Source organism: Actinospica durhamensis, assembly GCF_018139695.1.
Classification (GTDB): Bacteria; Actinomycetota; Actinomycetes; order Streptomycetales; family Catenulisporaceae; genus Actinospica; species Actinospica durhamensis.
Genome location: NZ_JAGSOG010000025.1, coordinates 1 through 22,698, shown reverse-complemented (window position 1 = coordinate 22,698; position 22,698 = coordinate 1). Strand labels below are relative to the sequence as shown.

Here is a 22,698-nt window from a genome sequence, read left to right as displayed (position 1 = left end):
TCGTTTCAGGCCGGGGGCTCCGGCGTTCCCGGGTTCTCCGGAGTCTCCGGCGGCTGCGGCTTCTCGGCCGCCGGCTCGTCCCAGAGCACCACCGCGCGAGCCGCGGCCGAGCGCAGCGCGTCGCCGTCGATCGCGATCGACGCCTCCGGCACACCGAGCGTCAGCCAGCGATAGAACAACTCCACATCCCCCTCTGCGGGCAGCCCCACCACCCAGATCTCGCAGTCGGCCATCGCGGTGTCGCTGGACGTACGGCCCGTGCGCACCAGCGGCAGCGCGGCCTGATCCGCATCGAAATGCCCCAGCCAGCGGAAGTTCGGGTTCAGCGCAGCGCCGCGGCCGTCGGCGAACCGCACGCCGACCCGCAGCGAGCGCTCCGCCTGCGCCGCGGGAACGTGGTGGCGCCCGCCGAACGAGAACTCCTGCGCGAAGGCCTCCTCGGCCTCGGCGGACGCGGTCGGTCGCAACTGGCTGCTGAGCGTGAAGAGGAACCCCGAGGGATAGACGTGCACCGCCGCGACGAACGCGACGAGGTCGGCCGTGTCGATCAGCACCCTGTCCAGCGGGATGTCCACCGGAACGGCGCGTTCGTTCTCCGACACCCACGTGGGCCGCGGCCCGGCGTAGGCGACGGCCGTACTGACCCCGCTGCCCGCTTCCAGCCTTCTGGGCCGCTGCACCCGCTCAACGCGCCGCATCCCCGTCCTCCTTCGCCTGCTGTGCCGTCGTCTGCCGGACTTTCGACTCCTGTCGCCCTTCGGGCTCCTCGGGTTCGTCGAGCTGTTCCTCCAGTTCCTCGGTCTCCTCCCAGAGCACCGCAGCCCGTCCGGCCCCCTCACGCAACGCATCACCATCCAGGGAGAGCCGCGCCTCAGCGACGTCCTCGGCCGCCCACGAGTAGACGAGATCGACGTCTCCCTCCTCGGGCAGCCCCCAGACCCAGAGCGCCTGCTGCCAATACCCGTTGCCCCCGTGTCCGCCGCGCATGCTGATCAGGGGCGGCTCGGGCCGCGAGCCCCGCGCGTGCGGCGGAACCAGCCCGGGCCCGATCGCGGCGCCCCGTCCATCGGCGAACCGCACCCCGAACTGCAGATCCCGTCGGACTTTCGCCTCGCTTCCCAAGACCCTGCGGGGATGATCGAACGGACTCTCGGTCCGCCGGTCATGGTCCTCGCCCGGCCGCCGCGGCTTTCGCAGGACATTGACCGCGAATGCGAACCCGGACCGGTACACCCGGAAGTCGTTGAGGAACACCGCGAATTCGGGCCTGCGCACCAACAGCCCGTCCACCACGAGCGTCACCGGCATGACGTTGCGTCCCGGGTCACGCCAGGCGCGCGCCGGAGCCCGCCGGGGCGGCTCGGGCGGCTCCGGCACCGGAAATGCGTCGAAGAATCCCATACTTCGCATCCTGACATATCAGCTCGGTCGGCGCGGCCTTCGTGCTCGCGCGCGGCCCCGACCACCCGCTCGACCCCGCTCGCGGCCCTCGCTCGGCGCTTGACACTGAAGTCAAGCGTCTGTTTGAGTTCCTCCCATGCAGACGGAACGGGCGGACGGACGTCGTGAGGCCGGTCGGCGGACCCGGGACAGTCTGATCGCGGCCGCCTTGGACCAGCTGGCGGAACGCGGCCCGGAAGGCCTGACGCTCCGTGAGATCACGGCCAACGCCGGAGCCAACGTCTCCGCCGTGAGCTACCACTTCGGATCGCTCAAGGGACTGTGCGACGCGGCGATCGAGCACGCGCTGGAGCAGTACCTCGACGCCCAGATCCAGGCACTCGGCTCCCTCGAGCCGACCTCGACGCTCGAGCAGGTGGCCGCGGCCTTCGCCCGCCCGATGGTGCACGCGCTCGCGGCCGGGGGGCGCGACCTGGCCGTGATGCGGACCGTGGCGCGGGTCGGGATCGATCCGCCCGAGGGGTGGGAGCGGCTGAGCAGCAAGTTCGCGCGCAGCCGGGAGGACGCCGTCAAGGTGCTGGCGGCGAACCTGCCCGGAGTCGAGCAAGAAGAGCTGGCCTTCCGGACCCGCTGCGCCGCCGGCCTGCTCAACTGGCTCGCCCTGGCCCCCATCGGCGCCGAACTGGCCTCCACCCCCGTCGAGCAGATCGAGCCCCTGCTCACCCCCGTCGTCGCCGGTGCCTTCCACGGCTACTCTTCCCCAGCTGACCTGCGCTAACACCCGCCGGACAAGATATTCAAACGACCGCTTGACAAGGCGGCATCCCGTGGGCTTCAATTAAATCAAGCGTTCGATTTTATTTCCGCAAGGCTGGAAGCTTGGAAGGGGAGAGCCATGAGCACCGACGCAGAGGCCGTGGTCCGGGCGGCGTACCACGCGGCCGAGGGCAGCGTCCTGGACATCGAGGGCTTCAAGGACCTGTTCGCCGAGGACGGCGTCTTCAACAACGTCGTCGCCGGCGAGAGCTACCGCGGCGAGCACCTCGGCGACCTGGTCGCCTTCATGGGCGCGCTCGCCCCCGACGTGCACCGCGAACTACACCGGGTGCACGTCGTCGGCGACGTCGTCACCGTCGAACTCTCCATCCGCGGCACCTTCACCGGACCGTTCCCCACCCCCGCCGGCATCGTCGCGCCGACCGGCGCCAAGCTCGACATCCCGACCGCGGACTTCTGGTACATCGAAGACGGCAAGATCAAGGAGTTCAACTGCTACGTCGGCCTCAGCGTCATGCTCACCCAACTGGGCGTGGCCCCTGACTTCGCCTCCGCCGTGGCGTCCACCCCGGCGTAGGCGCGGGACCGACCCGGGCCCGGCGCCCGCCGCAGCCGCTCGGTGATCAGTGCCGGCTGCCCCGGGCGCGCCGGGCGCGCGGGCGCCCGGATGCGTGGATGCCCGGATGCGTGGATGCGTGGATGTCCGAATGTCCGGATGCGCGGCATGAGCTCGCTGACCTGGGGCCAGGATGAGCCGGATGGCGGTCAGCCGCCGCCGATCCGAACATGCGGCATGACCAGGACGCTCTTAGGGTCGTCCCAGAGCAGCCAGCTCAAGGTCGTCCCAGAGCAGCCGGGCCTGGCTCACACCACGCCGTTCTGTCGAGAGGTAGGGCTTGTGACCACCAGGAACCAGCGGCCAGAACCGAGCAGTCCGCTGTCGGCCGGCGCGCGGGCTCCGGATTTCACGCTCGCCTCGGCCCCCGACCAGAACGTGACGCTCTCGGAGCTCGGTTCGACCGCGGTCCTGATCTTCTATCCGGGCGACTGGAGTCCGGTGTGCGGGGACGAGCTGTCGATGTTCCAGGCTGCCTCGGGCCTGTTCGACCGGGGTGACGCGAAGCTGCTCGGGATCTCGGTCGACAGCGCGTGGTCGCACACCGCGTTCGGGGCGGACCGGGGATTCGGGTTCCCCCTGCTGGCCGACTTCCATCCCAAGGGCCAGGTCGCCCGCGACTACGGCGTCTACCGGTTCGAGGACGGGACGACCGAGCGGGCTTTGTTCGTCGTCGATCGATCCGGCGCCATCGCCTGGAGCTACGTCTCCCCGGTCGATGTCAACCCGGGGGTCGACGGCGCCCTGCGAGCAGTGGAGGCTTTGTGATGGCGCAGGGAACGCTCACCGTGCCGGTCGGCCCGGCGGACCACGTGATCGGTCCGGACGACGCGCCGATCACCGTGGTGGAGTACGGAGACTACGAATGTCCGTACTGCGGCCAGGCCTACCCGGTCACCAAGGAGCTGATCAACCGGTTCGGCCTGAGGCTGCGGTTCGTCTTCCGCAACCTGCCGCTGGCCGACATGCACCCGCACGCCCAGCACGCCGCCGAAGCCGCCGAGGCGGCCGCGCTGCAAGACCGGTTCTGGCCGATGCACGACCTGCTGTACGAGAACCAGCAGAACCTGCAGGACGACGCCCTGCTCGACTACGCGCGGCAGGCGGGCGCGGACGCCGAGGCCGTCGAACAGGCCCTCGTCCAGGGTGCCACCCGCAAGCGCGTCGAGGCGGACCTGGAAAGTGCGTTGCGCTCGGGCGCCAACGGCACCCCGACGTTCTTCGTCAACGGGCAGCGCTACGACCAGTCCTGGGATCTGCAGACGTTCAGCAGCTACCTGGACTCCGTGGCGCCCGAGGCGTCGCAGTAGCAGCGGCGGGGGAGGAGGGGGCAGCGGACATCACCGCGGCGCCACCGGAGCCAAGCGTGGGAGCGTGGACGGCGGTAGATTGCGGTGCCATGATCGTATGGCTCAACGGCACCCACGGCGCGGGGAAGACCACGACCAGCAGACTTGTGCAGCAACTGATTCCGGATTCGCGTGTCCTCGACGCCGAGAAGGTCGGCGAGACGCTCATGGACATCAAGCCGGGGCTGCCGGACACGGACAACTTCCAGCACTGGGATCCGTGGCGTCCGCTCGTCGTCGAGACCGCGCGCCGTGTGCTCGACTACACCGGCGGCACGCTGGTGATGCCGATGACGGTGCTGGTCGAGGCGTACTGGCGCGAGATCAGCGCGGGTCTCGCCCACCATGCCATTCCGGTGCGGCACTTCGTCCTGCACGCCGACCACGACACCCTCCGCGGCCGCATCGCAGGGGACGGAATCATGGGTCCCTCCGAGTTCCGTCTCCAGTACCTCGAGCCCTACGCGGAGGCCGCCCGCACCTGGCTCCACCGCGAAGCAGAGGTCATCGACACCACACACCTCACCCCCGCCCAGGCCGCCGCGCAGATCGCGCAGGCCGTCGCGCGTTGAGTTCCAGTCCCTCAGGCGTCTACCCGCGGGGCGGCAGTGGTACAGGCGATACGGTGTCTGTACCGAGGACCGAGGGCTGGGGATCATCGTGAATCTTGTCCGCTACGTCGAGGATGCCGGCGCAGGTCAGGCGCAGGTCGGGCTGCTCGACGGCGACGTCGTGCACCGGCTGCCGGTGCCCGACATGGCCACGCTGCTGCAGTATCCGTTGTCTGAGATGCGACGGCTGGTCGAGGAGGCCGCCGGTGGCGGTGGTGGTGGCGGCACCGGTAGCGGTCGGCTGTTGTCGGACGTGGCGTTGCTGGCGCCGATCGACGGGCGGACCGAGGTGTGGGGAGCGGGCGTGACCTATCTGCGGTCGCGCTCGGCCCGGGTCGAGGAGTCTCGGCACCAACTGGTCTATCAGGACGTGTACGAGGCGGAGCGTCCTGAGCTGTTCTTCAAGGCGCCGGCCTGGCGGGTGGTGACGGACGGACAGCCCGCGGGGATCCGCCGGGACTGCGATGACTCGGTGGCCGAGCCGGAGCTGGCGCTCGTGCTCAATCGGCACGCCGAAATCGTCGGGGCGCTGGTGTGCAACGACGTGACCGCGCGTGGGATCGAGGCACAGAATCCGATCTACCTGCCGCAGGCCAAGCTCTACACCGGCAGCTGCGTACTCTCGCCGGGCATCGTCCCGTGGTGGACCATCGCAGAGCCCGAGGACCTGGCCGTGACGATGGAGATCCGTCGAGCCGGCGCGGTGGCGTTCGCAGGGCAGGCCCGTACCTCGGCGATGAAGCGGACGTATACGGAGCTGGCGCAGTGGCTGTTCCGGGGGGATGAGTACCCCGATGGAGCGGTGCTGTCCACCGGTACCGGCATCGTCCCGCCGCTGGGTGAGGGGCTGCTGCCGGGCGATGTGGTCACGGTGGCCATCGACCAGGTGGGCACGCTGACGAATGAGATGGTCGAGGTCGGGGCCGTGTCGGTGGACCACCGCTAGGCCGGGTCTTCAGACCAGCGTCGGATCAGGCCGCGGCGTCTGACGCGTGCCCTCGCAAGGCGCCGGGCCGTGCGCATACTCGGTCGTCTGTAAGCGGTCCGGCAACGCCGCGAGCGTGCGTGGCAGGCGTCGCGGCCCCGACGATGGTGTGAAGATACGGCCCATGGGCAACCCCGTGAATAAGAAGGCAATCGTCATTGTCTGCGTCTTCACGGGGCGCCCCTCGGTTGGCGCATCGGTGGGATCAGCTGATTCCTAGATCAGTGCACTAACTCCGCGCGAGCGCTCGACAGGTGGGCGTTGAGGAAGTGGGCGGCGCGGTCCAGCGCGGCGCCGGCTTCGTCGAGGTTGCCGTAGTGGTGCTGGAAGACGTGGGGCAGGCCGGGGCCGATCTCGAGGGTGACCTCGACGTTGTCGGCGCCGGCGCGGCCGGCCAGGCGGACCGCGTCGTCGAGGAGCAGTTCGTTCGCGCCGACTTGGATGAGCAGCGGGGGGAGCCCGGTGAGGTCGGCGAACAGGGGGCTGGCCAGGGGCTGGGCTCGGTCGCCTGCGGCGACGTAGAAGTCTGCGAAGGTGCGGAGGTCGTCTTCGATGAAGATGGGGTCGGCGTCCTGCTTGGTGCGCATGCTCGCACCGTCGAGGGTGAGGTCGACCCAGGGGGAGAAGAGGACCACGGCGGCCGGTTGGGGCAGGCCCGCGTCCCGGGCCGCGAGCAGGGTGGCGAGGCTCAGGCCTGCGCCGGCGGAGTCACCGGCCATGACGATGGCCTGCGGATCGGTCCCGGCCGCCAGCAGCTCGCGGTAGGCGGCGAGTCCGTCGTCTACGGCCGCGGGGAAGGGGTGTTCGGGTGCGAGTCGGTAGTCCACGGACGTCGCGAGCAGGCCTGACCGGCGCGCGAGTTCGCCGGTCAGGGCGGTATGGGTTTCCGGTGAGCCGATGACGTAGCCGCCGCCGTGCAGGTAGAGCAGGTGGCCGCGAGGTGTGGCCACGGCCACCGGCTTGAACTCCAGGGCCGGACGGCCGCCCAGGACGGTCTCGCGGGTGGCCACGCCCTCGGGTGCGGGACGGGTCATGATCGCGGCGAAGCCGGTGCGCTGCTGCTCGGGAGCGGGCCGCGTCTGCGCACGCGGGGCGGAGCGGAGCAGGGCGTCGAGGGCGTCACGCTGCTGCTGGGACATGTCGGGCCTCCATCGGTCGGGATGTGGGATGGATTCCTTGGAGTCCATCTATCCCTGCCCAACCGGATTCCACGGAAGATGATTCCCAGGAATCTAAGTGAGGTTTTGTGAGCCACGTCACCCCCGTCTTCGCCGACCTGGTTCACGTCGATGCCCAGCTCTACGACGTGGTCAGCGCCCGGCTGGCCGGCCGCAGCGGTCCAGTGCGTACGCGTCGCCAACGCGCAGGACCGTCGCTCCTCGATCCTCCGCCTGAGGCAGGTCGCTGCGCGGCCAGGCCACGGTCAGGCCACGGTCAGGCGAGTGTCGGAGCTGTGTCCGAAGGGTTGAGGCGCAGTCCGGCGAGCAGGAGTGCGACCAGACGTCGGGCATCGTAGTCAGGGCTCTGGTTCGCGCCGACGCAGAGGCTGCCGACGCCGCGCATGAGTTCCAGGGCCCTGATATCGGTGCGGATCTCGCCGTCCCGGCCGGCGGCGGCGAGTATCTCGGCGCAGACGGGGACGAGGCGGTCCAGGAAGTAGGCGTGCAGGGTGGCGAACTCGGCGGCGTTCGACCGCAGTGCCTCGGCCAGGCCGTGCTTGGTGACCAGGAAGTCGACGAACAGGTCGATCCAGCGGGTCAGCGCGGCGTACGGCGAGTCGTGTTCCGCCAGCAGGGCCGGCCCGGCCTCGGCGCAGGCCTCGACCTGGTGCCGGTAGACGGCGACGACGAGATCGGCCCGGGTCGGGAAGTGCCGGTAGATCGTGGCGACGCCGACGCCCGCCCGGGTGGCGATGTCGCGCACCGGGGCGTCGATGCCGGAAGCCACGAACGCCGCGGCCGCCGCCTCCAGCAGGGTCTGCTCGTTGCGCCGGGCGTCCGCCCGCTTCCGCGGCGCCGTCGCCGGGCCGCCGTCGATCTCGGTCACGGTGCAACGTCCTCCGTCAAGTCGCCTTGCTAAGCGGAACCTTGTTCCGTATCGTTGATAGCGGAACACGGTTCCGCTTTCCATGATGCCGGACCCGAGGCCGTATGGCCAGGCCGGCAGCACACGGCAGTCGCCGCTCCCGACGTCTCTCGCGCCCACCACACCTCCTGGGCCGCAGCGTCGCCGGCCGGGCGGCGGATCTCTTCGAGGAGGATCAGCCATGGAATACCGACCCCTGGGACGCACCGGCGTCTCGGTCAGCCAGATGTGTCTGGGCGCGATGATGTTCGGCGCGTTCGGCAACTCCGATCACGACGACGCGGTCCGGATCATCCATCGGGCGCTGGACGCCGGGATCAACTTCATCGACACCGCCGACGGGTACTCGCACGGGGAGTCGGAGCAGATCCTCGGCGCGGCGCTGGCCGGCGGACGGCGCGAGAACGTCGTGCTCGCGGTCAAGTTCGGGCCGCCCTTCGACCAGGACCCCAACCACCGCGGGGCGTCCCGGCGCTGGATCGTCGAGGGGGTCGAGGGCTCGCTGCGCAGGCTGCGGACCGACTGGATCGACCTCTACCAGGTCGGCGTCCCCGACCCGCGCACCGACCTCGACGAGACTCTCGGTGCCCTGACCGACCTGGTGCGGGCCGGCAAGATCAGGTCGTTCGGCGCGTCCAAGGTCCCCGCATCGCAGATCGTCGAGGCGCAGTGGACCGCGGATCGCCGCGGCCACGGCCGTTTCCGCACCGAGCAGCCCCCTTACTCGCTGCTGACCCGGGCGATCGAGTACGACCTGCTGTCCACCTGCCAACGGCACGGCATGGGGGTGATGGCCTACAGTCCGCTGGCCGGCGGCTGGCTCTCGGGCAAGTACCGCAAGGGCCGCGAGGTCAGCGGGCCGGGCTCGGCAGCGCGCTTGCGTCGCGGCCCGGATCGCTTCAATGCCGCAGCCCCCGCGAACGCGGCCAAGCTGGACGCCGCCGACGCGCTCGGCGCGCTCGCCGACGAAGCCGGGCTGACGCTCGTGCAGATGGCCGTCGCCTTCGCCGTGCGCCACCCCGCGGTCACCTCGACGATCATCGGCCCGCGCACCATGGAACACCTCGAGGGCTATCTCGCCGCCGACGGGATCGAACTGACCACGGACGTGCTCGACCGCATCGACGCGATCGTGCCCCCGGGTGTCACCGTCGACATCGCGGACAACATGTGGGAGATCGGCACGGACGCGCTGGACGTCGCCAACCGCCGCCGTTGAGGTCGAGGCTGCGGAACGTCGCAGGAGGCTGGGAGAATCTCAGGCCGCGGCGCGCTCGAGCGTGAGGGTCGCCGCGGCGGCCTTGCGGTCAATGCGGGTGAGGGTCGGCAGCGCCAGGATGCCGCACAGCAGGGTCGGCACGCCGCCCGCGACCAGGGCCCATCGCGGGTCGGCGGCCTGGGCTATCCAGCCGACGAGCGGGCCGCCTATCGGCGTCGAACCCTGCCACGCCAGCGCCCACAGCGCCATCACTCGGCCGCGCATCTCCGGCAGGGCGGCGAGCTGGAGCGTCGTCTTGGCGTAGGAGTTGAACGTGATGCTGCCGTAGCCGACGAACACGAGGACGACGAGTTCGGACCACAGGGACGGGGCGATCGCGGCGACCGTGATCGCGATGCCCCAGCCGATCGCCGCCACGCACAGCGCCCGCGCCCGCAGCTTCGTCCTGGCGGCGGACACGAGCCCGCCCACGACGGCCCCGGCCCCCATCACCGAGGTCATCAGGCCGTAGGTGCCGGCGCCGCCGTGGAATATCCGGCTCGCCATCAGGGGCAGCGTCACCGGGAACTCCCAGGCGAGCATGCCGACCAGGCCGACCATCAGCAGCGGCACGAGCAGCTCGGGCGTCCCGCGCACGTACGTCAGCCCGGCCCTGATCTGTCCCTTGCGCGCCTTGACCGGCCGCGACGGATACAGCGCGGCGGAGTTCATCGCCGCCAGCGAGACCAGCACCGCGGCGAACGAGACGGCGTTGAAGGCGAAGCACATGGCCAGGCCCAGCCCGGCCACCAGGATCCCGCCGAGCGCCGCGCCGAAGACCCGGGCCAGGTTCATCGCCACCGAGTTGAGGGTCACCGCGTTCGCCAGGTCCTCGGCCGGGACCATCTCCGTGATGAAGCTCTGCCGGGCCGGGTTGTCGAAGACGTTGACGAATCCGAGGGCCACGGCCAGTAGCACGACCGACCAGATCCGGATGGTGTGCGTGCCGGTCAGGATCGCGAGGGCCGCGGCCAGCAGTCCGGACAGCGCCTGCGTGACGTAGAGGATGCGCCGCTTGTCGCGCCGGTCCGCGAACAGCCCGCCGGCCGGGCCGAACAGCAGGATCGGCACGAACCTGGCCGCGGTCGCCAGGCCGAGCACCGTCCCGCTGTGGGTCAGGTCGAGGACGAGGAAGGACTGGGCCACCGTCTGCATCCAGGTGCCCATCACGGAGACGAGCTGCCCGAAGAAGTACAGCCGGGCATTGCGGTGGCGGAGGGAGGAGACGATGCGCACGGCCCCAGTCTATAGTTAGCTCCATTAAGGAGCTATTTTCGGCCGGACCGGACCGGGGCGGTACCCGGGCCGATCACGTCACGGCGCGTGACTCGGGGACGGGGCCTGGAACGCCTGGATCGCGAGCGCGGCGAAGCGCCGGGAGGCCTTGAGGCGGGTGGCCGGCGAGTTCGCCTCGATGCCGCCGTGCGCGCTGAGCATGAGGATCAGGTCGTCCAGGACGAAGTCGCGGCGCAGCCGTCCCGCGTCCTTGGCCCGGCGGGCGAGGTCGGCGACCGCGGCCAGCGTCTGCGCGCGGTCGGCCGCGAAGTCCATGGCCTGCGGGAACGCCGAGAGGAAGGCCGCGGTGAAGCCCCGGTCGCGGGCGTGCAGCTCGCAGATCTTCTCGAACACCAGACAGAACCCGTGCCACGGATCCGGGTCGGCCAGCCCTTCCTCGACGATGGCGTGGCACCCGCGCATCTGGTCCCGGAAGGCCTCGACCGCCAGCGTCTCCTTGGTCGGGAAGTGGCGGTAGAGCGTCGCGGGGCCGACTCCGGCACGCCGCGCGATCTCCCGCATCGGCACGCCGAGGCCCTCGGCGGCGAAGACTGCGCGGGCCGCGTCGAGGATGCGTTCCCGGTTGTCCAGGGCGTCGGCGCGCAGGGTGTGAGGCAAACGGCCGGTCATGACTCTCACTTTAGCCAAACGGACGGGGGCGTCCGTTAGCGTCCGAGGTGTCCCGAAGCCGTGGACGGATCCCCCGTGAATAAGGAGACGATGATGAAGGCGGTCGCGATCAAGGCGTTCGGAAGCCCCGACGGTCTGGCGGTGATCGACCTGCCCACCCCGGTTCCGGCCGCAGGTCAGGTGCTGATCGCCACCGAGGCGATCGGCGTCGGCGGCGTCGACGTGGTGATCCGCAGCGGCGCCCTGGCCGCCTACGGCTTCAAGGAGGGGCACATCCCCGGCGGCGAGGTGGCGGGCACCGTGACCGCGGTCGGCGACGGCGTGGACGCGTCGTGGATCGGCCGGCGCGTGTGGGCGGCGACCGGGGTGAGCGGCGGCTACGTCGAGCAGGCGATCGCGCCGGTGGGGGAGACAGCCCCGCTCCCGGAGGTCCTCTCGCCCGTCGACGCCGTGACGCTCGGCAGCTCCGGCGTGGTGGCCCACTTCGGTCTGGCCCACGCCCGTTTCGCTCCGGGCGAGTCGGTACTGGTGCGCGGCGCGGCCGGCAGCATCGGGATCATGGCGGTCCAGCTCGCAGCCCGTGGCGGCGCGGACGTGGTGGCGGTCACGACCTCGTCGGCCGAGCGCGGCGAGCGACTGCGCGAACTCGGCGCGACCCACGTGCTGGACCGCCTCGGCCAGGCGCACGCGGAAGCGGAAGCGGGCGTTCCCGCCGAGTACGACGTCATCATCGACGTGGTCGCCGGTGCACACATGCCCACGTTCTTCGATCGGCTCAAGCCGAACGGCCGGATGGTGGCCGTCGGCATCGTCGCAGGGCCGCCGCCGGCGGACTTCGGCATGAAGCTGATGGCGGCGTTTCAGAGGTCGATGTCGTTCGCCACCTTCAGCTCGGACACCGTGGCCGGGTCGGATCGACTCGCCGTACGCGCGGAACAGTTCGCGAAGGCCGCGAGCGGCGAGCTGTACTCCGTCGTGCACGAACTGCTGCCGCTGGAGCAGGCCGCGTTGGCACACCACAAGATGGACGCCGGTGAGGTCTTCGGCAGGATCGTCCTGATCCCGTAGCCGAAGAAATCGACACCCCGAAGACCATCCAGCTCGCTGACCAGCAGGTTTCGCGGCGAATCCGCGTGATACCGCGGTGTAGCCGTGGTGAATCCACGGCCGCATAGCTTCCTCATCAGTCCACTTTCGCTGTGAGGGAGCACGATGAGATGACAACCACCGCCGCCGTTGAGGCAACTGGTCTGGTGAAGGAGTTCGGCCGATTCCGCGCGGTCGACGGGATCGACCTGGAGGTACGGCAGGGCGAGGTCTTCGGGGTGCTCGGCCCGAACGGGGCGGGCAAGACCACCGCGCTGCGGATGCTCGCCACGCTGCTGCCGATCGATGCCGGGCGGGCGCGGGTGTTCGGGGTGGACGTCGCTCGCGAAGCGCACCGGGTGCGCCAGTTGATCGGCATCACCGGGCAGTTCGCCTCGGTCGACGAGGACCTGACGGCCACCGAGAACCTGTGGATGTTCGGCCGGCTGCAGGGCCTGCGCTCGGGCGACGCGCGGGCCTCGGCGCGCCGGCTGCTCGAGCAGTTCGGCCTCGAGGAGGCCGCGGACCGGCCGATCTCGCAGTTCTCCGGAGGTATGCGCCGCCGGCTCGACCTGGCCGCGAGCCTGATCACCCGGCCGCCGCTGATCTTCCTGGACGAGCCCACCACCGGCCTCGACCCGCGCACCCGCGGCCAGATGTGGGACACCATCCGCGGCCTGGTCGCCGAGGGCTGCACGGTGCTGCTCACCACCCAGTACCTGGACGAGGCGGACCAGCTCGCCGACCGGATCGCGGTGATCGACCGGGGCCGCAAGGTCGCCGAGGGCACGCCGGAGGAGCTCAAGGCCTCGGTGGGCGACTCGACCCTCCAGCTGCGGCTGGCCCCGGGCGCCGACGTGGAGGTCGCGCGGCAGGTCGTGCGGCGGGTCGCGGGCACCGAGCCGGTGCTCACCCCGGAGTCGGGGCGGATGAACGTGCCGCTGGAGACCGCGGACCGGGCCGCCGACGTGCTGATCGCCTTTCGCCAGGCCGGGGTGTCGATCATCTCGGTCAGCGTGGCGCAGCCGACCCTCGACGAGGTCTTCCTCGCGATCACCGGCCACGGAGCCGAATCAGAGCACGAAGCCACAGACGACAACGCCGCCACCACCAAGACCAAGCTGGACACCACCACCAAGACCAAGCTGGAGGTCTGATGAGCACTCTGACCGCGGACGTGACGCCCGCGCCGAACTTCGCGCTGCGGCCGGTGGATCCGGCCGCCGCGGTGGCCGCCACCCGCGCGCACATCAGCGTGGGCGAGACCCTGAGCCAGACGCTGATCATGGCCTGGCGCGCGCTGAAGAAGATGCGGCGCAACCTCGAGCAGTTCATGGACGTCACGGTCCAGCCGCTGCTGTTCACCGCGATGTTCGCCTACCTCTTCGGCGGCGCGGTCTCCGGCGACGTGCACAGCTACCTGCCGCTGCTCATCCCGGGCATCGTCGCGCAGACCGTGCTGACCACGTGCATGGCCACGGGTGTGCAGCTGCGCGAGGACATGGAGAAGGGCGTGTTCGACCGGTTCAAGGCGCTGCCGATGGCCCGGATCGCCCCGCTGGCCGGTCCGATGATCGCGGACCTGGTGCGCTACGTGATCGCGGCCGGGCTGACCTTCGTGACGGGCCTGATCATCGGCTACCGGCCCGGCGGAGGCGTCTTCGGCGTGCTCGGCGCGGTCCTGCTGGCGGTGCTGACCGGCTGGTCGCTCGCCTGGATCTTCACCTGGGTCGGCACGATCGCGAAGAGCGCGAAGTCGGTGCAGGGCATGTCGATGCTGATCCTGTTCCCGCTGACTTTCCTGTCCAACGCCTTCGTGCCCGTCAGCACCCTGCCGGGCTGGCTCGCCGCCTTCGTGAAGGTGAACCCGGTCTCGCACCTGGTCTCGGCGACCCGCGACCTGGCCAACCAGGGCGTGGTGAGCGCCGAGGCGGGCTGGACGCTGCTGGCCTGCCTCGGCGTGATCCTCGTCTTCGCGCCGCTCTCAGTGCGCAGCTACCGCAAGCAGCTCTAGCCCCGCTCGCCTACGGGCAGCCGTTCCGCCACGTTCCAGGCCTGCGTCAACAGGTCCGGGGCGTGGCAGTCGGCGTATTCGGCCCGCAGTTCGCTCAGCCGGCCCGGCAGCGCCTTCTCGGCCCGGGGCGTGATCCGCTCCCACTGCATCGTCGGCACCATCCGGCTGTAGGCGAACCGGTCGGCGAGGGCGAGCAGCCGCACGGCCTCCTGCGTCGGTGCGGCGTCGTGCAACAGGCCCCAGGCGCCGAGTGCGAACAGCAGCAGGCCCACGGCCGGGAAGTCGAGGCGCGCGTTATCCGATGTCAGTACCTTGAGTGCGCTGGTCCGGCAGGCGGCGAACAGCTCATGTCCCTGCGCCACGTCGGCGTCGGTGGCGTACCAGGCGTACGCGGCCAGGGTCAGCCCGTCGCCGAACGCGCTCCACGGTTCCGTTCCCGTCCTGATCACGCCGGGCAGCTCGATCTCGCGCAGCCGGGCCGCGCATTCGCGGTAGAGGCGCAGGCCGCCTGCGGGATCGCCGGAGGCGAGCAGCAGTTCGGCCCGGCAGATGTACCGGAACGCGGTCGCGCCGAACGGCACCGCGCTCTCGTGCACGCTCTCGATCCGGTCGAGATCCTCTTCCGCGTCCGCCAGCCGGCCGTCGGCGACGGCGCCGAGCACGAGCAGCGCGCGCAGCTGCATCTCGTCGTCGAGGGCGCCGAGCCGCTGCATCACCGGCAGCGCGGCCTCGGCGTGGGCCAGTGCGGCGGCCCGATCGCCGATCTGCATGGCCAGCTGGGCCAGCAGGGAGTGCGGCATCGCCCGCTGCCACGGGCCGTCGACGCTCCGGGACAGGTCGAGCACGCGCTGGGCGGCCACGCGGGCGCCGATCGGATCGCCCTCGTTCTCGCGCTGGTGGCTGAGCCAGAGGCTGGCGGCCGCGGCCGTGTGCCGGTCCGGGTCCTCGGCGAGTTCGGCGAGCCGGCCGGGGAATCCGGGCGCGTCGGCCGGGCCGTAGGCCAGCAGCACCCGGACCAGGCCGGAGAGGTAGACGGAGGTGCCGTCGTCGGGGCCGAGCCGGCGCAACAGGGCCAGCAGCGACGCGTTGCGGTCGCCGGAGATCATCAGGGCATTGTTGATGGTGATGGCCACGGCGGCGCGGGCGGCGTCCTCGAACTCCGGCTCCGGCACCCAGTCGCGCAGCGCGTCGGAGACCGCCTCGGCCAGGACGAGCAGCCGCAGGTGCTCGCCGCGCATGGTCCAGAGCATGCCGAGGGCCGCGAGCAGCTGTACGAGCGCGGCGCGGTCGCCGTCCGCGATCGCGCCGCGCAGCTCGTCGGCGAGGTTGGTCTCCTCGGCGTCCAGCGCGTCGACCGCGGCGAACTGGCTCTCACCGGTGAAGTGCAGCCACTGTGCGGTCGCGTAGGTGACGGCCCATCGGCGTACGTCGGCGCGTGCCGCAACCTGCTCGTCGGCGTGAGTCAGCTGGATCTGGCCGAACTCGCGCACGGTCTCGAGCATCCGGTAGCGCACCCCGGCCGGCGTCTCGCGCACGTTCAGCAGGGACTGGTCGACCAGGCCGCGCACCGCGTCGATGGCGCCGGCTCCGAGCACGGCCTCCGCGGCCTCCAGCGTGAACCCGTCGTGGAACGGCGCCAGGCGTCGCAGAGCACGTTGTTCGTCAGGTTCGAGCAGGTTCCACGACCACTCGATGACCGTGAGCAGCGCCTGGTGTCGGTCCGGTGCGCTCCGGTCGCCGCCGCGCAGCAGCGCGAACCGGTCCGCGAGCCGCCGGTCGATCTCCTCCGCCGCCATGACCCTGACCTTGGCCGCGGCGAGCTCGATCGCCAGCGGCAGTCCGTCGAGCCGGTCGACGATGCGCGCCAGGACCCGCTCGTCCAGCCGCGCGTCCGGCCGGGCCGCCATGGCCCGCTCGCGGAAGAGCTCGGCCGCGTCGGCCGCGCCGAGTTCGCCGAGCGGGTAGACGCGCTCGCCGGCGATCGCCAGCGGCGCCCGGCTGGTGGTGAGCACGCGCAGGTCGGGCGTCGCGGCGACCAGGAAGACCACGAGTTCGGCCGCCGCCTCGATCAGGTGCTCGCAGTTGTCCAGCACCAGCAGCCCCGGCGCCTGCCCGAGCCGCTGCGCGATACGGGCCCTGACGTCGGCCCGCTGCTGCGGCGTCAGAGTCCTGCGACCACTCACCGAGTCGCGGACGCCGAGCACGGAACCGACCTCCACCGCGACGTCCTCGGCGGCCGTGATGCCGGCCAGTTCGACGAAGTGCACGATCGGCTGCGTCGCCTCCCGGGCGAGCACGTGCGCCAGCCGCGTCTTGCCGAGCCCGCCCGTGCCGACGACGGACACCACCCGCGAGCCGGCCAGCAGGGCACGCAGCCGGTCCAGATCCTCGTCCCGGCCGATCAGCTCCGTCGCCTCGTAGCGCACCCCGCGGCGCACCGGGCGGTCCTGCGCCAGCAGACCGCGGTGCGCGCGCCGCAGCGGCTCACCGGGATCCGCGCCGAGCCGGTCACGCAACTCCCGGCGGTAACGTTCGTAACGTTCGAGTGCCACGGCAGGGCCGCGCACGGCCGCCTCGCTGGCCAGCAGGTCTGCCAGCAGCGACTCGTCATGCGGGGACGCGGCGTGGGCCAGTTCGAGCTCCGGCAGCGCGTCCGCGTGCGCCCCGGTCCGGCTGGAAGCGCGCGCCAAGATCACCCGTGCGGACGCCGCGTCCGCTGCCGCGCCCCGGCGCACCTGCGCGAGCGGCCCGTCCTCCTCGTCCGCCACCCGGGTCAGGCCCTCGGCCAGCGCCAGCGCCTCGCGTGCCAGCGCGGCGGCCCGTGCCGCGTCCCCGTCGAGCGCGGACGCCGCCGTCCGGGCCAGTCCGGCCAGCCGGACGCTGTCCACCTCGTCCGGCGCCGCACCCAGCCGGTAGCCGACCGGGTCCCGCACGATCGCGTCCGCCCCGCACGCGCTGCGCGCCCGCGAGACCAGCACCTGGAGGCTCTTCACGCCGTTGCTCGGCACCTCGTCGCCCCAGACGAGCGCGATCAGCTCCGCCGACCCCACCGGGCGGCAGTCGTGCGCCGCGAGGGCGGCCAGCAGCGCCTGCGGGCGCTCGCCCACCACAGGGGTTCCCCGCCAGCGCACGTCCTCCAGCAGGGTCAACGCGATGCTCACGGCTACAGTCTAGGAGCGGGGGAAAGAAGAAAGGTCATTCCAGTCTCGCCGGTGAGCGGCGCCGGAATGACCTGCTGGTACCAGGAGGCTGATGGCCTCGGTGCGATCAGGGGTTCGTCGGTGGGTCGGCTCGTCGGTGTTCGGGTCAGTCGGACAGGTCGCCGAAGTCCGGGCGGATGCCGCGCGCGGCCATGATCTCGTCGTTGCTCGCGCCGGCCGCGACCGTCGGCCACACCATGGTGTCCTCGTGGACGATGAAGTCGATCACGACCGGGCGGTCGTTGATCGCCATCGCCCGGTCGATCACGGCGTCGAGGTCCTCGGGCCGCTCGCAGCGCAGCCCGACGCAGCCCATGGCGTCGGCCAGCCGCACGAAGTCGGGGACCCGGGTGCCGGCGACGGGCCCGGTGCGCGCACCCGGGCCGGAGTGCAGCGCGGTGTGCGAGTAGCGCTCGTTGTAGAACAGGCTCTGCAGCTGGCGGACCATGCCCAGCGAGCCGTTGTTGATGATCGCGACCTTGATCGGGAGCCCGTTCAGGGCGCAGGTGGCCAGCTCCCGGTTGGTCATCTGGAAGCAGCCGTCGCCGTCGATCGCCCAGACCACCGCGTGCGGCCGCCCGGCCTTCGCACCCATGGCCGCGGGCACCGCGTAGCCCATCGTGCCGGCGCCGCCGGAGTTGAGCCAGGTGCCCGGCTTCTCGAAGCCGATGAACTGCGAGGCCCACATCTGGTGCTGGCCCACTCCGGCCGCGTAGATCGCGTCGGGTCCGGCCCTGCGTCCGATCCGCTCGATGACCTGCTGCGGCGTCAGCATCCCGGCGGGGGCGTCGCAGCCCAGCGGGTAGGTCTTGCGCAGGGTGTCGAGCAGTTCCCACCAGTCGGCGTGGTCGAAGGCCCGGCCGTCCTCGGCCGACTCCCGCTCGCGCCGCACCGCATGGATCAGCGCACTGATGATCTCACGGACGTCGCCGACGATCGGCACTGCCACGGATCGGTTCTTGCCGATCTCGGCCGGGTCGATGTCGGCGTGGATCACCGTGGCCTCGGGGGCGAAGGAGTCGGCCCGGCCGGTGACCCGGTCGTCGAAACGGGCGCCGAGCGCGAGCAGCAGATCAGCCTTCTGCATCGCCGCCACCGCGGTGACCGAGCCGTGCATGCCGGGCATCCCCAGGTGCTGCTCGTGGCTGTCGGGGAACGCGCCGCGCGCCATCAGCGTGGTCACCACCGGAGCGCCGGTCAGCTCGGCCAGCACACGCAGTTCGGCGGACGCACGGGCCTTGATCACCCCGCCGCCCACGTACAGGACCGGCCGCTTCGCCGCGGCCAGCAGCCGGGCGGCCTCGTGGATCGGCTTGGCGTGCGGCGCGGTCGCCGGACGGTAGCCGGGCAGCCGCAGCTCCACCGGCCAGCGGAACACCGTCTCGGCCTGCAGGGCGTCCTTGCAGATGTCGACGAGCACCGGGCCGGGGCGCCCGGTGCTCGCGATGTGGAAGGCCTCTGCGATCGTGCGGGCGATGTCGGCCGCGTCGGTGACCAGGTAGCTGTGCTTGGTGATCGACATCGTCATCCCGCGGATGTCGGCCTCCTGGAACGAGTCCCTGCCGAGCGCGTGGGACGAGACCTGCCCGGTGATGGCGACGATCGGCACCGAGTCCATGTACGCGTCGGCGATCGGGGTGACCAGGTTCGTCGCGCCCAGCCCCGATGTGGCCATGCAGACGCCGACCCGGCCGGTCGCCTGGGCGTACCCGGTGGCCGCGTGGCCGGCGCCCTGCTCGTGCCGGACCAGGATGTGGCGGACCTCGGCCGAGTCCATGAGGGGATCGTAGGCGGGCAGGATCGAGCTCCCGGGGATGCCGAACACCGTGTCCGCGCCCAACGCCTCCAGGGCCCGGACCAGCGCGTGTGCCCCGGTCATCGTCTCCGTCCCGGGTGGGGTACCAGTGTACTGATTCATGATCTTCCTTAGAGAACCTTGGAGAAGGAGGCTTCCCGCACGGATCAGGGCAACAAAAAACCCCTCGTGCCCTAGGGCAAACGAGGGGTAGCGCGTCGGCTTTCGATGGTCACGCAGTCCGGTGGACCGCGGTCAGCCGACGCGCTCGCAGAGTACGAGAAGCTGCGTACGCACACCCGAACGATCCCGTGGGCGCGCGGCCGAAGTCAAGCCGATGGGCCGGCCGTCTCACCATCCGGCCGGATCTATCCCGGCCGCCGGACCTGGCTCGATCCGGCGGCCGGGTGGTACTCACGTCACAGCCGGGTGCGGTGCACGATCTCGCCGCCGGTGACGGTGAGCTCGACCGAGGTCTCGAGGATGCCGAGCGGCTCGGTCTCGTCGAGGTCGTTCGACAGGGTGATGACGTCCGCGTAGCGGCCGGGTGTCAGGGTTCCGCGATCGCCCTCGGCGAAGATCGAGTGGGCGCTGCCCGCGGTGTAGGCGCGCAGGGTCCGGTCCAGGTCCAGCGTCTCGGCCACGTTCCACGCGTGCTGCCCGGTCAGGTCGGCGCGGGTGAGCGCGGAGTAGATGCCGACCATCGGGTCCATCTCGCCCACGTTCCAGTCGCTGGAGAAGGCCAGCACCGCGCCGGCGTCGGCCAGGCTGCGCATCGCCCAGGCGAGCCGCTCGCGCTCCGGGCCGATGTTCTCGCGCCACTCGGCGACCAGGTCCGGACCGGCGTGCCGGGGCTGCATGCACGCGACCACGCCGAGTTCGGCGAAGCGCCCGATGTCGTCCGGATGCAGGCACTCGACGTGCACGATCTGGTGGCGCGCGTCGCGCGGGCCGTGGACCTCGCGCGCGTGCGCGACCGCGTCGAGCACGGTCCGGATACCGCGGTCCCCGGTGGCGTGCGTGAAGGCCTGCAGCCCCCTGCGTTCCAGGCGCAGCAGCAGGTCGGCGAACTCGCTCGGCGCCCAGAACGTCTCCCCGTGCCCGGGGTGGTTGTGGTACGGGGCGAGCAGCGCGGCGGTGTGCGGCTCGACCACGTCGTCGATGTACAGCTTCACCGGGCCCACCCGCAGCCGGTCGTCGTCGAAGGCGCGCTTGGCCTCGGTGAACCGGTCCAGGTCATCGGGGTCTGATTCGGGGGAGAACATGAGCGCGGCGACCAGCCGGGAGCGCAGCTCGCCCTCCTCCCTGGCGCGCTGGAACAGCGCGATGTCCCCGATCCCGTTCTGCGGCTCCACGATCGTGGTGATGCCGAACCGGGCCGCGGCGCGCAGGTTCTCCACCACGCGCTCGTACTGGGCGTCCTTGCCGTAGCCGGGCAGCACGGCCTCCAGCGCCCGCTGCCCGATCGGGTGGATGCCGAGGACGGCGAAGTCGCGCACGAATCCGGTCGGGCGGCGGTCGGGGCCGTACTCGGGGCGCCCGAACGGGACGGTGTCGCCCTGCGCGTGGATGCCCCAGCGGCGCAGCCCCGCGCCGTTGAGCCAGACGGTGTGCACGTCGTAGGAGAACAGCCAGGCCGGCCGGCCCTGGCAGACCTCGTCGATCATCGCGGCGGTGGGCGTCCCGCCGGGGATCGCGGCGTAGTTCCAGCCCTCGCCCTCGATCCAGTCGGCGTCCGGGTGCGCCGCGATGTGCGCGGCGATGCGGGCCCGGATCTCGTCGAGCGTCTCGGCCCCGGCGAGCTGTACGGCGCGGGTGTTGGCGCCGAGACGGATGTGGTTGTGCGCGTCCACGACGCCCGGCATGACGGTCCTGCCGCCGACGCCGATCGTCTCGGTGCCGGGCCCGGCCAGCGCGGTGATCTCCTCGTTCGTCCCGACCGCGGTGATGCGCTCGCCGGTGACGGCGATCGCCTCGGCGCGCGGGTGGGCGGGGTCGATGGTGCGGATCGCGCCGTCGCGGATGATGAGGTCGGGGTGCTGGGTCACAGTGTGCTCCTGGAACTGACGGTGGTGCTGGTGCTGGTGCTGGTGCTGGTGTCGGCGCCGGGGATCGCGGCGGATACCGCGATCGCGTCGAGTTCGGCGTCGGCGAGGGTGGGGGTGGCGGCGTTGAGGGTGCGGCCGGCGAAGAAGTCCGGCAGGCGCAGCCGGCACAGCAGCATCAGCACCACGCCGAGCAGCAGCGAGCCCGCGCCGATCAGGAAGATGCCGCCGATGCCCGCGAAGCTCGAGCTGCTGCTGTCCGCGGGCCAGTACGAGGTGACCGAGAAGACGAAGGCGCCGAGCATCACCAGCGCGCCGAGAGCCGGGAGGATGCCGCGCAGCCACAGGTTGCGGGGGCTGGCGCGCAGCGTACGGCGGAAGTGCCAGGTGCAGGCGAAGCCGGTGATGCCGTAGTAGAAGGCGATGAGCAGGCCCACCGCGGAGGCCGAGTCGGACAGCACGTTCGTCGAGACGGCCGAGAGCAGCACGAACAGCAGCGCCGAGACCACGCCCATCGCGACGGTGGAGAAGCCCGGGGTGCGCAGCTTCGGGTGGACGCGCGAGAAGCGGGCCGGCAGCGCGCCGTGCGCGGCCATCGCCAGGGTGGCCCGGGCGGTGGGCATGATCGTGGTCTGCGTGGAGGCGGCGGCCGAGGTCAGCACCGAGATGATCAGTACCTTGCCGGCCCAGCTGCCGAGCACCGCGGAGGAGAGCGCGCCGAACAGGTCGCCGCTGTTGTTCGCGAGGAAGCCCGGTCCGGCGAAGGCCAGGACCGCGGTGCCGGCCAGCGCGAACACGGCGACCAGGATCAGGGTCGCGATCACCGCGGCGCGTCCGGGCGTGCGCGTGGAGTCCTTGGTCTCCTCGTTGACGCTCAGCGCGGTGTCCCAACCCCAGTAGATGAACACCGCGAGCAGGAACGCGTCGGACACCGAGGTGAACGAGCCGTGGAACGGGTCGAACCAGGACAGCGAGGCGTGCGAGCCGCCGGGCAGCGCGTGCCCGGTGTACGCCTTGACCAGGGCGGTGACCGCGAACGCGAGCACCGTCAACAGCTCGATCGCCAGCAGCGCGAACTGCAGGCGCGCGGAGATCTCGATGCCCAGGTAGCACACGCCGGTCAGCAGGGCGATGAAGGCCACTCCGCCGACGGTCACCCAGACCTGGTTCCCGGCCAGGCCGTCCGCCCCGAACAGCAGGAACGTGTACTGCGCGGCGATCTGCGAGACGCTCGACATGACCACCACGCAGGCGGCGATGATGCCCCAGCCGCCCATCCACCCGGCCCACGGGCCGAACGCGCGGGTGGTCCAGGTGAAGGTCGTGCCGCAGTCGGGATCGAGCGCGTTCCACTCCCGGAAGGCGAACGCGATGCACAGCATCGGGACGAACGAGGCGATCAGCACGCCCGGGCCGTGGATCCCGACCAGGGCGATGACCAGGCCGAGCGTGGCGGCGGTGCTGTAGGCCGGGGCGGTCGAGGCGACCCCGATGACCACGCTCGAGAGCAGGCCGAGGGCGCCGCGGCGCAGGCCCTTGTCCGCGACGCGGGGGGTGGGGATGCCGGAGCC

At 71.3% G+C, this 22,698-nt stretch carries 20 protein-coding genes; 10 read left to right on the top strand and 10 right to left on the bottom strand.

Annotated elements, in window-relative coordinates; translation table 11 throughout:
• Positions 1-5: 5 nt before the first annotated feature.
• Together KDL01_RS08155 and KDL01_RS08150 are read right to left on the bottom strand one after the other, a co-directional pair.
• Positions 6-698: a hypothetical protein gene (locus KDL01_RS08155; protein ID WP_212527755.1), complete on the bottom strand. Its 693-nt coding sequence runs from the start codon at positions 696-698 to the stop codon at positions 6-8.
• Positions 685-1,401: a hypothetical protein gene (locus tag KDL01_RS08150; protein ID WP_212527754.1), complete on the bottom strand. Its 717-nt coding sequence runs from the start codon at positions 1,399-1,401 to the stop codon at positions 685-687. Before KDL01_RS08150 ends, KDL01_RS08155 begins: the two co-directional genes overlap by 14 nt.
• 136 nt (positions 1,402-1,537) lie before the next feature.
• Here KDL01_RS08150 and KDL01_RS08145 point away from each other — a divergent pair, with 136 nt between their 5' ends.
• The 6 genes from KDL01_RS08145 to KDL01_RS08120 all read left to right on the top strand — a co-directional run bounded on the left by KDL01_RS08145 (position 1,538) and on the right by KDL01_RS08120 (position 5,700).
• Entirely contained in the window at positions 1,538-2,179 is a 642-nt protein-coding gene (locus tag KDL01_RS08145) for a TetR/AcrR family transcriptional regulator (protein WP_212527753.1), read from the top strand.
• Between the two features lie 117 nt (positions 2,180-2,296).
• Entirely contained in the window at positions 2,297-2,755 is a 459-nt protein-coding gene (locus KDL01_RS08140) for an ester cyclase (protein WP_212527752.1), read from the top strand.
• A gap of 321 nt (positions 2,756-3,076) precedes the next feature.
• Positions 3,077-3,562, top strand: a complete 486-nt coding sequence (locus tag KDL01_RS08135; RefSeq protein ID WP_212527751.1) for a redoxin domain-containing protein — start codon at positions 3,077-3,079, stop codon at positions 3,560-3,562.
• Positions 3,562-4,104 carry a DsbA family protein gene (locus KDL01_RS08130; protein ID WP_212527750.1) on the top strand — a complete coding sequence of 181 codons (543 nt, stop codon included), beginning with the start codon at positions 3,562-3,564 and terminating at the stop codon, positions 4,102-4,104. Before KDL01_RS08135 ends, KDL01_RS08130 begins: the two co-directional genes overlap by 1 nt.
• Positions 4,105-4,193: 89 nt before the next feature.
• Entirely contained in the window at positions 4,194-4,715 is a 522-nt protein-coding gene (locus KDL01_RS08125) for an AAA family ATPase (protein WP_212527749.1), read from the top strand.
• Positions 4,716-4,803: 88 nt separating this feature from the next.
• Positions 4,804-5,700 carry a fumarylacetoacetate hydrolase family protein gene (locus KDL01_RS08120; protein WP_212527748.1) on the top strand — a complete coding sequence of 299 codons (897 nt, stop codon included), beginning with the start codon at positions 4,804-4,806 and terminating at the stop codon, positions 5,698-5,700.
• A 260-nt stretch (positions 5,701-5,960) separates the two neighbouring features.
• On the opposite strand, the gene KDL01_RS08115 is transcribed toward KDL01_RS08120, so the two are convergent.
• Complete coding sequence (locus KDL01_RS08115; RefSeq protein ID WP_212527747.1) at positions 5,961-6,878, bottom strand: alpha/beta hydrolase; 918 nt, start codon at positions 6,876-6,878, stop codon at positions 5,961-5,963.
• Positions 6,879-7,173: 295 nt separating this feature from the next.
• Positions 7,174-7,785 carry a TetR/AcrR family transcriptional regulator gene (locus KDL01_RS08110; protein ID WP_307846175.1) on the bottom strand — a complete coding sequence of 204 codons (612 nt, stop codon included), beginning with the start codon at positions 7,783-7,785 and terminating at the stop codon, positions 7,174-7,176.
• 220 nt (positions 7,786-8,005) lie between these two features.
• Here KDL01_RS08110 and KDL01_RS08105 point away from each other — a divergent pair, with 220 nt between their 5' ends.
• Positions 8,006-9,043 carry an aldo/keto reductase gene (locus KDL01_RS08105; protein ID WP_212527745.1) on the top strand — a complete coding sequence of 346 codons (1,038 nt, stop codon included), beginning with the start codon at positions 8,006-8,008 and terminating at the stop codon, positions 9,041-9,043.
• A 39-nt stretch (positions 9,044-9,082) separates the two neighbouring features.
• On the opposite strand, the gene KDL01_RS08100 is transcribed toward KDL01_RS08105, so the two are convergent.
• The gene (locus tag KDL01_RS08100; protein ID WP_212527744.1) at positions 9,083-10,318 is read right to left on the bottom strand and encodes an MFS transporter; all 1,236 of its coding nucleotides are present in this window, start codon (positions 10,316-10,318) and stop codon (positions 9,083-9,085) included.
• 78 nt (positions 10,319-10,396) lie between these two features.
• Positions 10,397-10,987, bottom strand: coding sequence for a TetR/AcrR family transcriptional regulator (locus KDL01_RS08095; RefSeq protein WP_212527743.1), 591 nt, complete (start codon positions 10,985-10,987; stop codon positions 10,397-10,399).
• A gap of 93 nt (positions 10,988-11,080) precedes the next feature.
• Between KDL01_RS08095 and KDL01_RS08090 the strand changes: the two genes are divergently transcribed.
• The 3 genes from KDL01_RS08090 (at position 11,081) to KDL01_RS08080 (ending at position 14,087) form a co-directional block, all read left to right on the top strand.
• Positions 11,081-12,055 carry a zinc-dependent alcohol dehydrogenase family protein gene (locus KDL01_RS08090; RefSeq protein WP_368861534.1) on the top strand — a complete coding sequence of 325 codons (975 nt, stop codon included), beginning with the start codon at positions 11,081-11,083 and terminating at the stop codon, positions 12,053-12,055.
• Between the two features lie 149 nt (positions 12,056-12,204).
• Entirely contained in the window at positions 12,205-13,230 is a 1,026-nt protein-coding gene (locus KDL01_RS08085; RefSeq protein WP_212527742.1) for an ATP-binding cassette domain-containing protein, read from the top strand.
• Positions 13,230-14,087 (top strand): ABC transporter permease, encoded by an 858-nt coding sequence (locus tag KDL01_RS08080; RefSeq protein WP_212527741.1) that lies wholly within the window; start codon positions 13,230-13,232, stop codon positions 14,085-14,087. Before KDL01_RS08085 ends, KDL01_RS08080 begins: the two co-directional genes overlap by 1 nt.
• Here the strand turns inward: KDL01_RS08080 and KDL01_RS08075 are convergent.
• The 4 genes from KDL01_RS08075 to KDL01_RS08060 form a co-directional block, all read right to left on the bottom strand.
• A complete protein-coding gene (locus KDL01_RS08075) occupies positions 14,084-17,248 on the bottom strand; it encodes an ATP-binding protein (RefSeq protein ID WP_212527740.1) in 3,165 nt (1,054 codons plus the stop codon). The two genes, KDL01_RS08080 and KDL01_RS08075, sit on opposite strands and share 4 nt — an antisense overlap.
• Before the next feature lie 145 nt (positions 17,249-17,393).
• A complete protein-coding gene (locus tag KDL01_RS08070; RefSeq protein ID WP_212527739.1) occupies positions 17,394-19,205 on the bottom strand; it encodes an acetolactate synthase large subunit in 1,812 nt (603 codons plus the stop codon).
• A 296-nt stretch (positions 19,206-19,501) separates the two neighbouring features.
• Positions 19,502-21,130 (bottom strand): amidohydrolase, encoded by a 1,629-nt coding sequence (locus tag KDL01_RS08065; RefSeq protein ID WP_212527738.1) that lies wholly within the window; start codon positions 21,128-21,130, stop codon positions 19,502-19,504.
• Positions 21,127-22,698, bottom strand: a 1,572-nt coding sequence (locus KDL01_RS08060) for an APC family permease (RefSeq protein ID WP_212527737.1), incomplete at its 5' end; no start/stop codon positions are given. The genes KDL01_RS08060 and KDL01_RS08065, both read right to left, overlap by 4 nt.

Bases quoted from the DNA above. Each gene is read 5' to 3' on its own strand.
- KDL01_RS08150 (WP_212527754.1), bottom strand. From the start codon at position 1,401: ATGGGATTCTTCGACGCATTTCCGGTGCCGGAGCCGCCCGAGCCGCCC.
- KDL01_RS08080 (WP_212527741.1), top strand. From the start codon at position 13,230: ATGAGCACTCTGACCGCGGACGTGACGCCCGCGCCGAACTTCGCGCTG.
- KDL01_RS08090 (WP_368861534.1), top strand. From the start codon at position 11,081: ATGAAGGCGGTCGCGATCAAGGCGTTCGGAAGCCCCGACGGTCTGGCG.
- KDL01_RS08155 (WP_212527755.1), bottom strand. From the start codon at position 698: ATGCGGCGCGTTGAGCGGGTGCAGCGGCCCAGAAGGCTGGAAGCGGGC.
- KDL01_RS08125 (WP_212527749.1), top strand. From the start codon at position 4,194: ATGATCGTATGGCTCAACGGCACCCACGGCGCGGGGAAGACCACGACC.
- KDL01_RS08085 (WP_212527742.1), top strand. From the start codon at position 12,205: ATGACAACCACCGCCGCCGTTGAGGCAACTGGTCTGGTGAAGGAGTTC.
- KDL01_RS08145 (WP_212527753.1), top strand. From the start codon at position 1,538: ATGCAGACGGAACGGGCGGACGGACGTCGTGAGGCCGGTCGGCGGACC.
- KDL01_RS08115 (WP_212527747.1), bottom strand. From the start codon at position 6,878: ATGTCCCAGCAGCAGCGTGACGCCCTCGACGCCCTGCTCCGCTCCGCC.
- KDL01_RS08095 (WP_212527743.1), bottom strand. From the start codon at position 10,987: ATGACCGGCCGTTTGCCTCACACCCTGCGCGCCGACGCCCTGGACAAC.
- KDL01_RS08130 (WP_212527750.1), top strand. From the start codon at position 3,562: ATGGCGCAGGGAACGCTCACCGTGCCGGTCGGCCCGGCGGACCACGTG.
- KDL01_RS08070 (WP_212527739.1), bottom strand. From the start codon at position 19,205: ATGAATCAGTACACTGGTACCCCACCCGGGACGGAGACGATGACCGGG.
- KDL01_RS08140 (WP_212527752.1), top strand. From the start codon at position 2,297: ATGAGCACCGACGCAGAGGCCGTGGTCCGGGCGGCGTACCACGCGGCC.
- KDL01_RS08105 (WP_212527745.1), top strand. From the start codon at position 8,006: ATGGAATACCGACCCCTGGGACGCACCGGCGTCTCGGTCAGCCAGATG.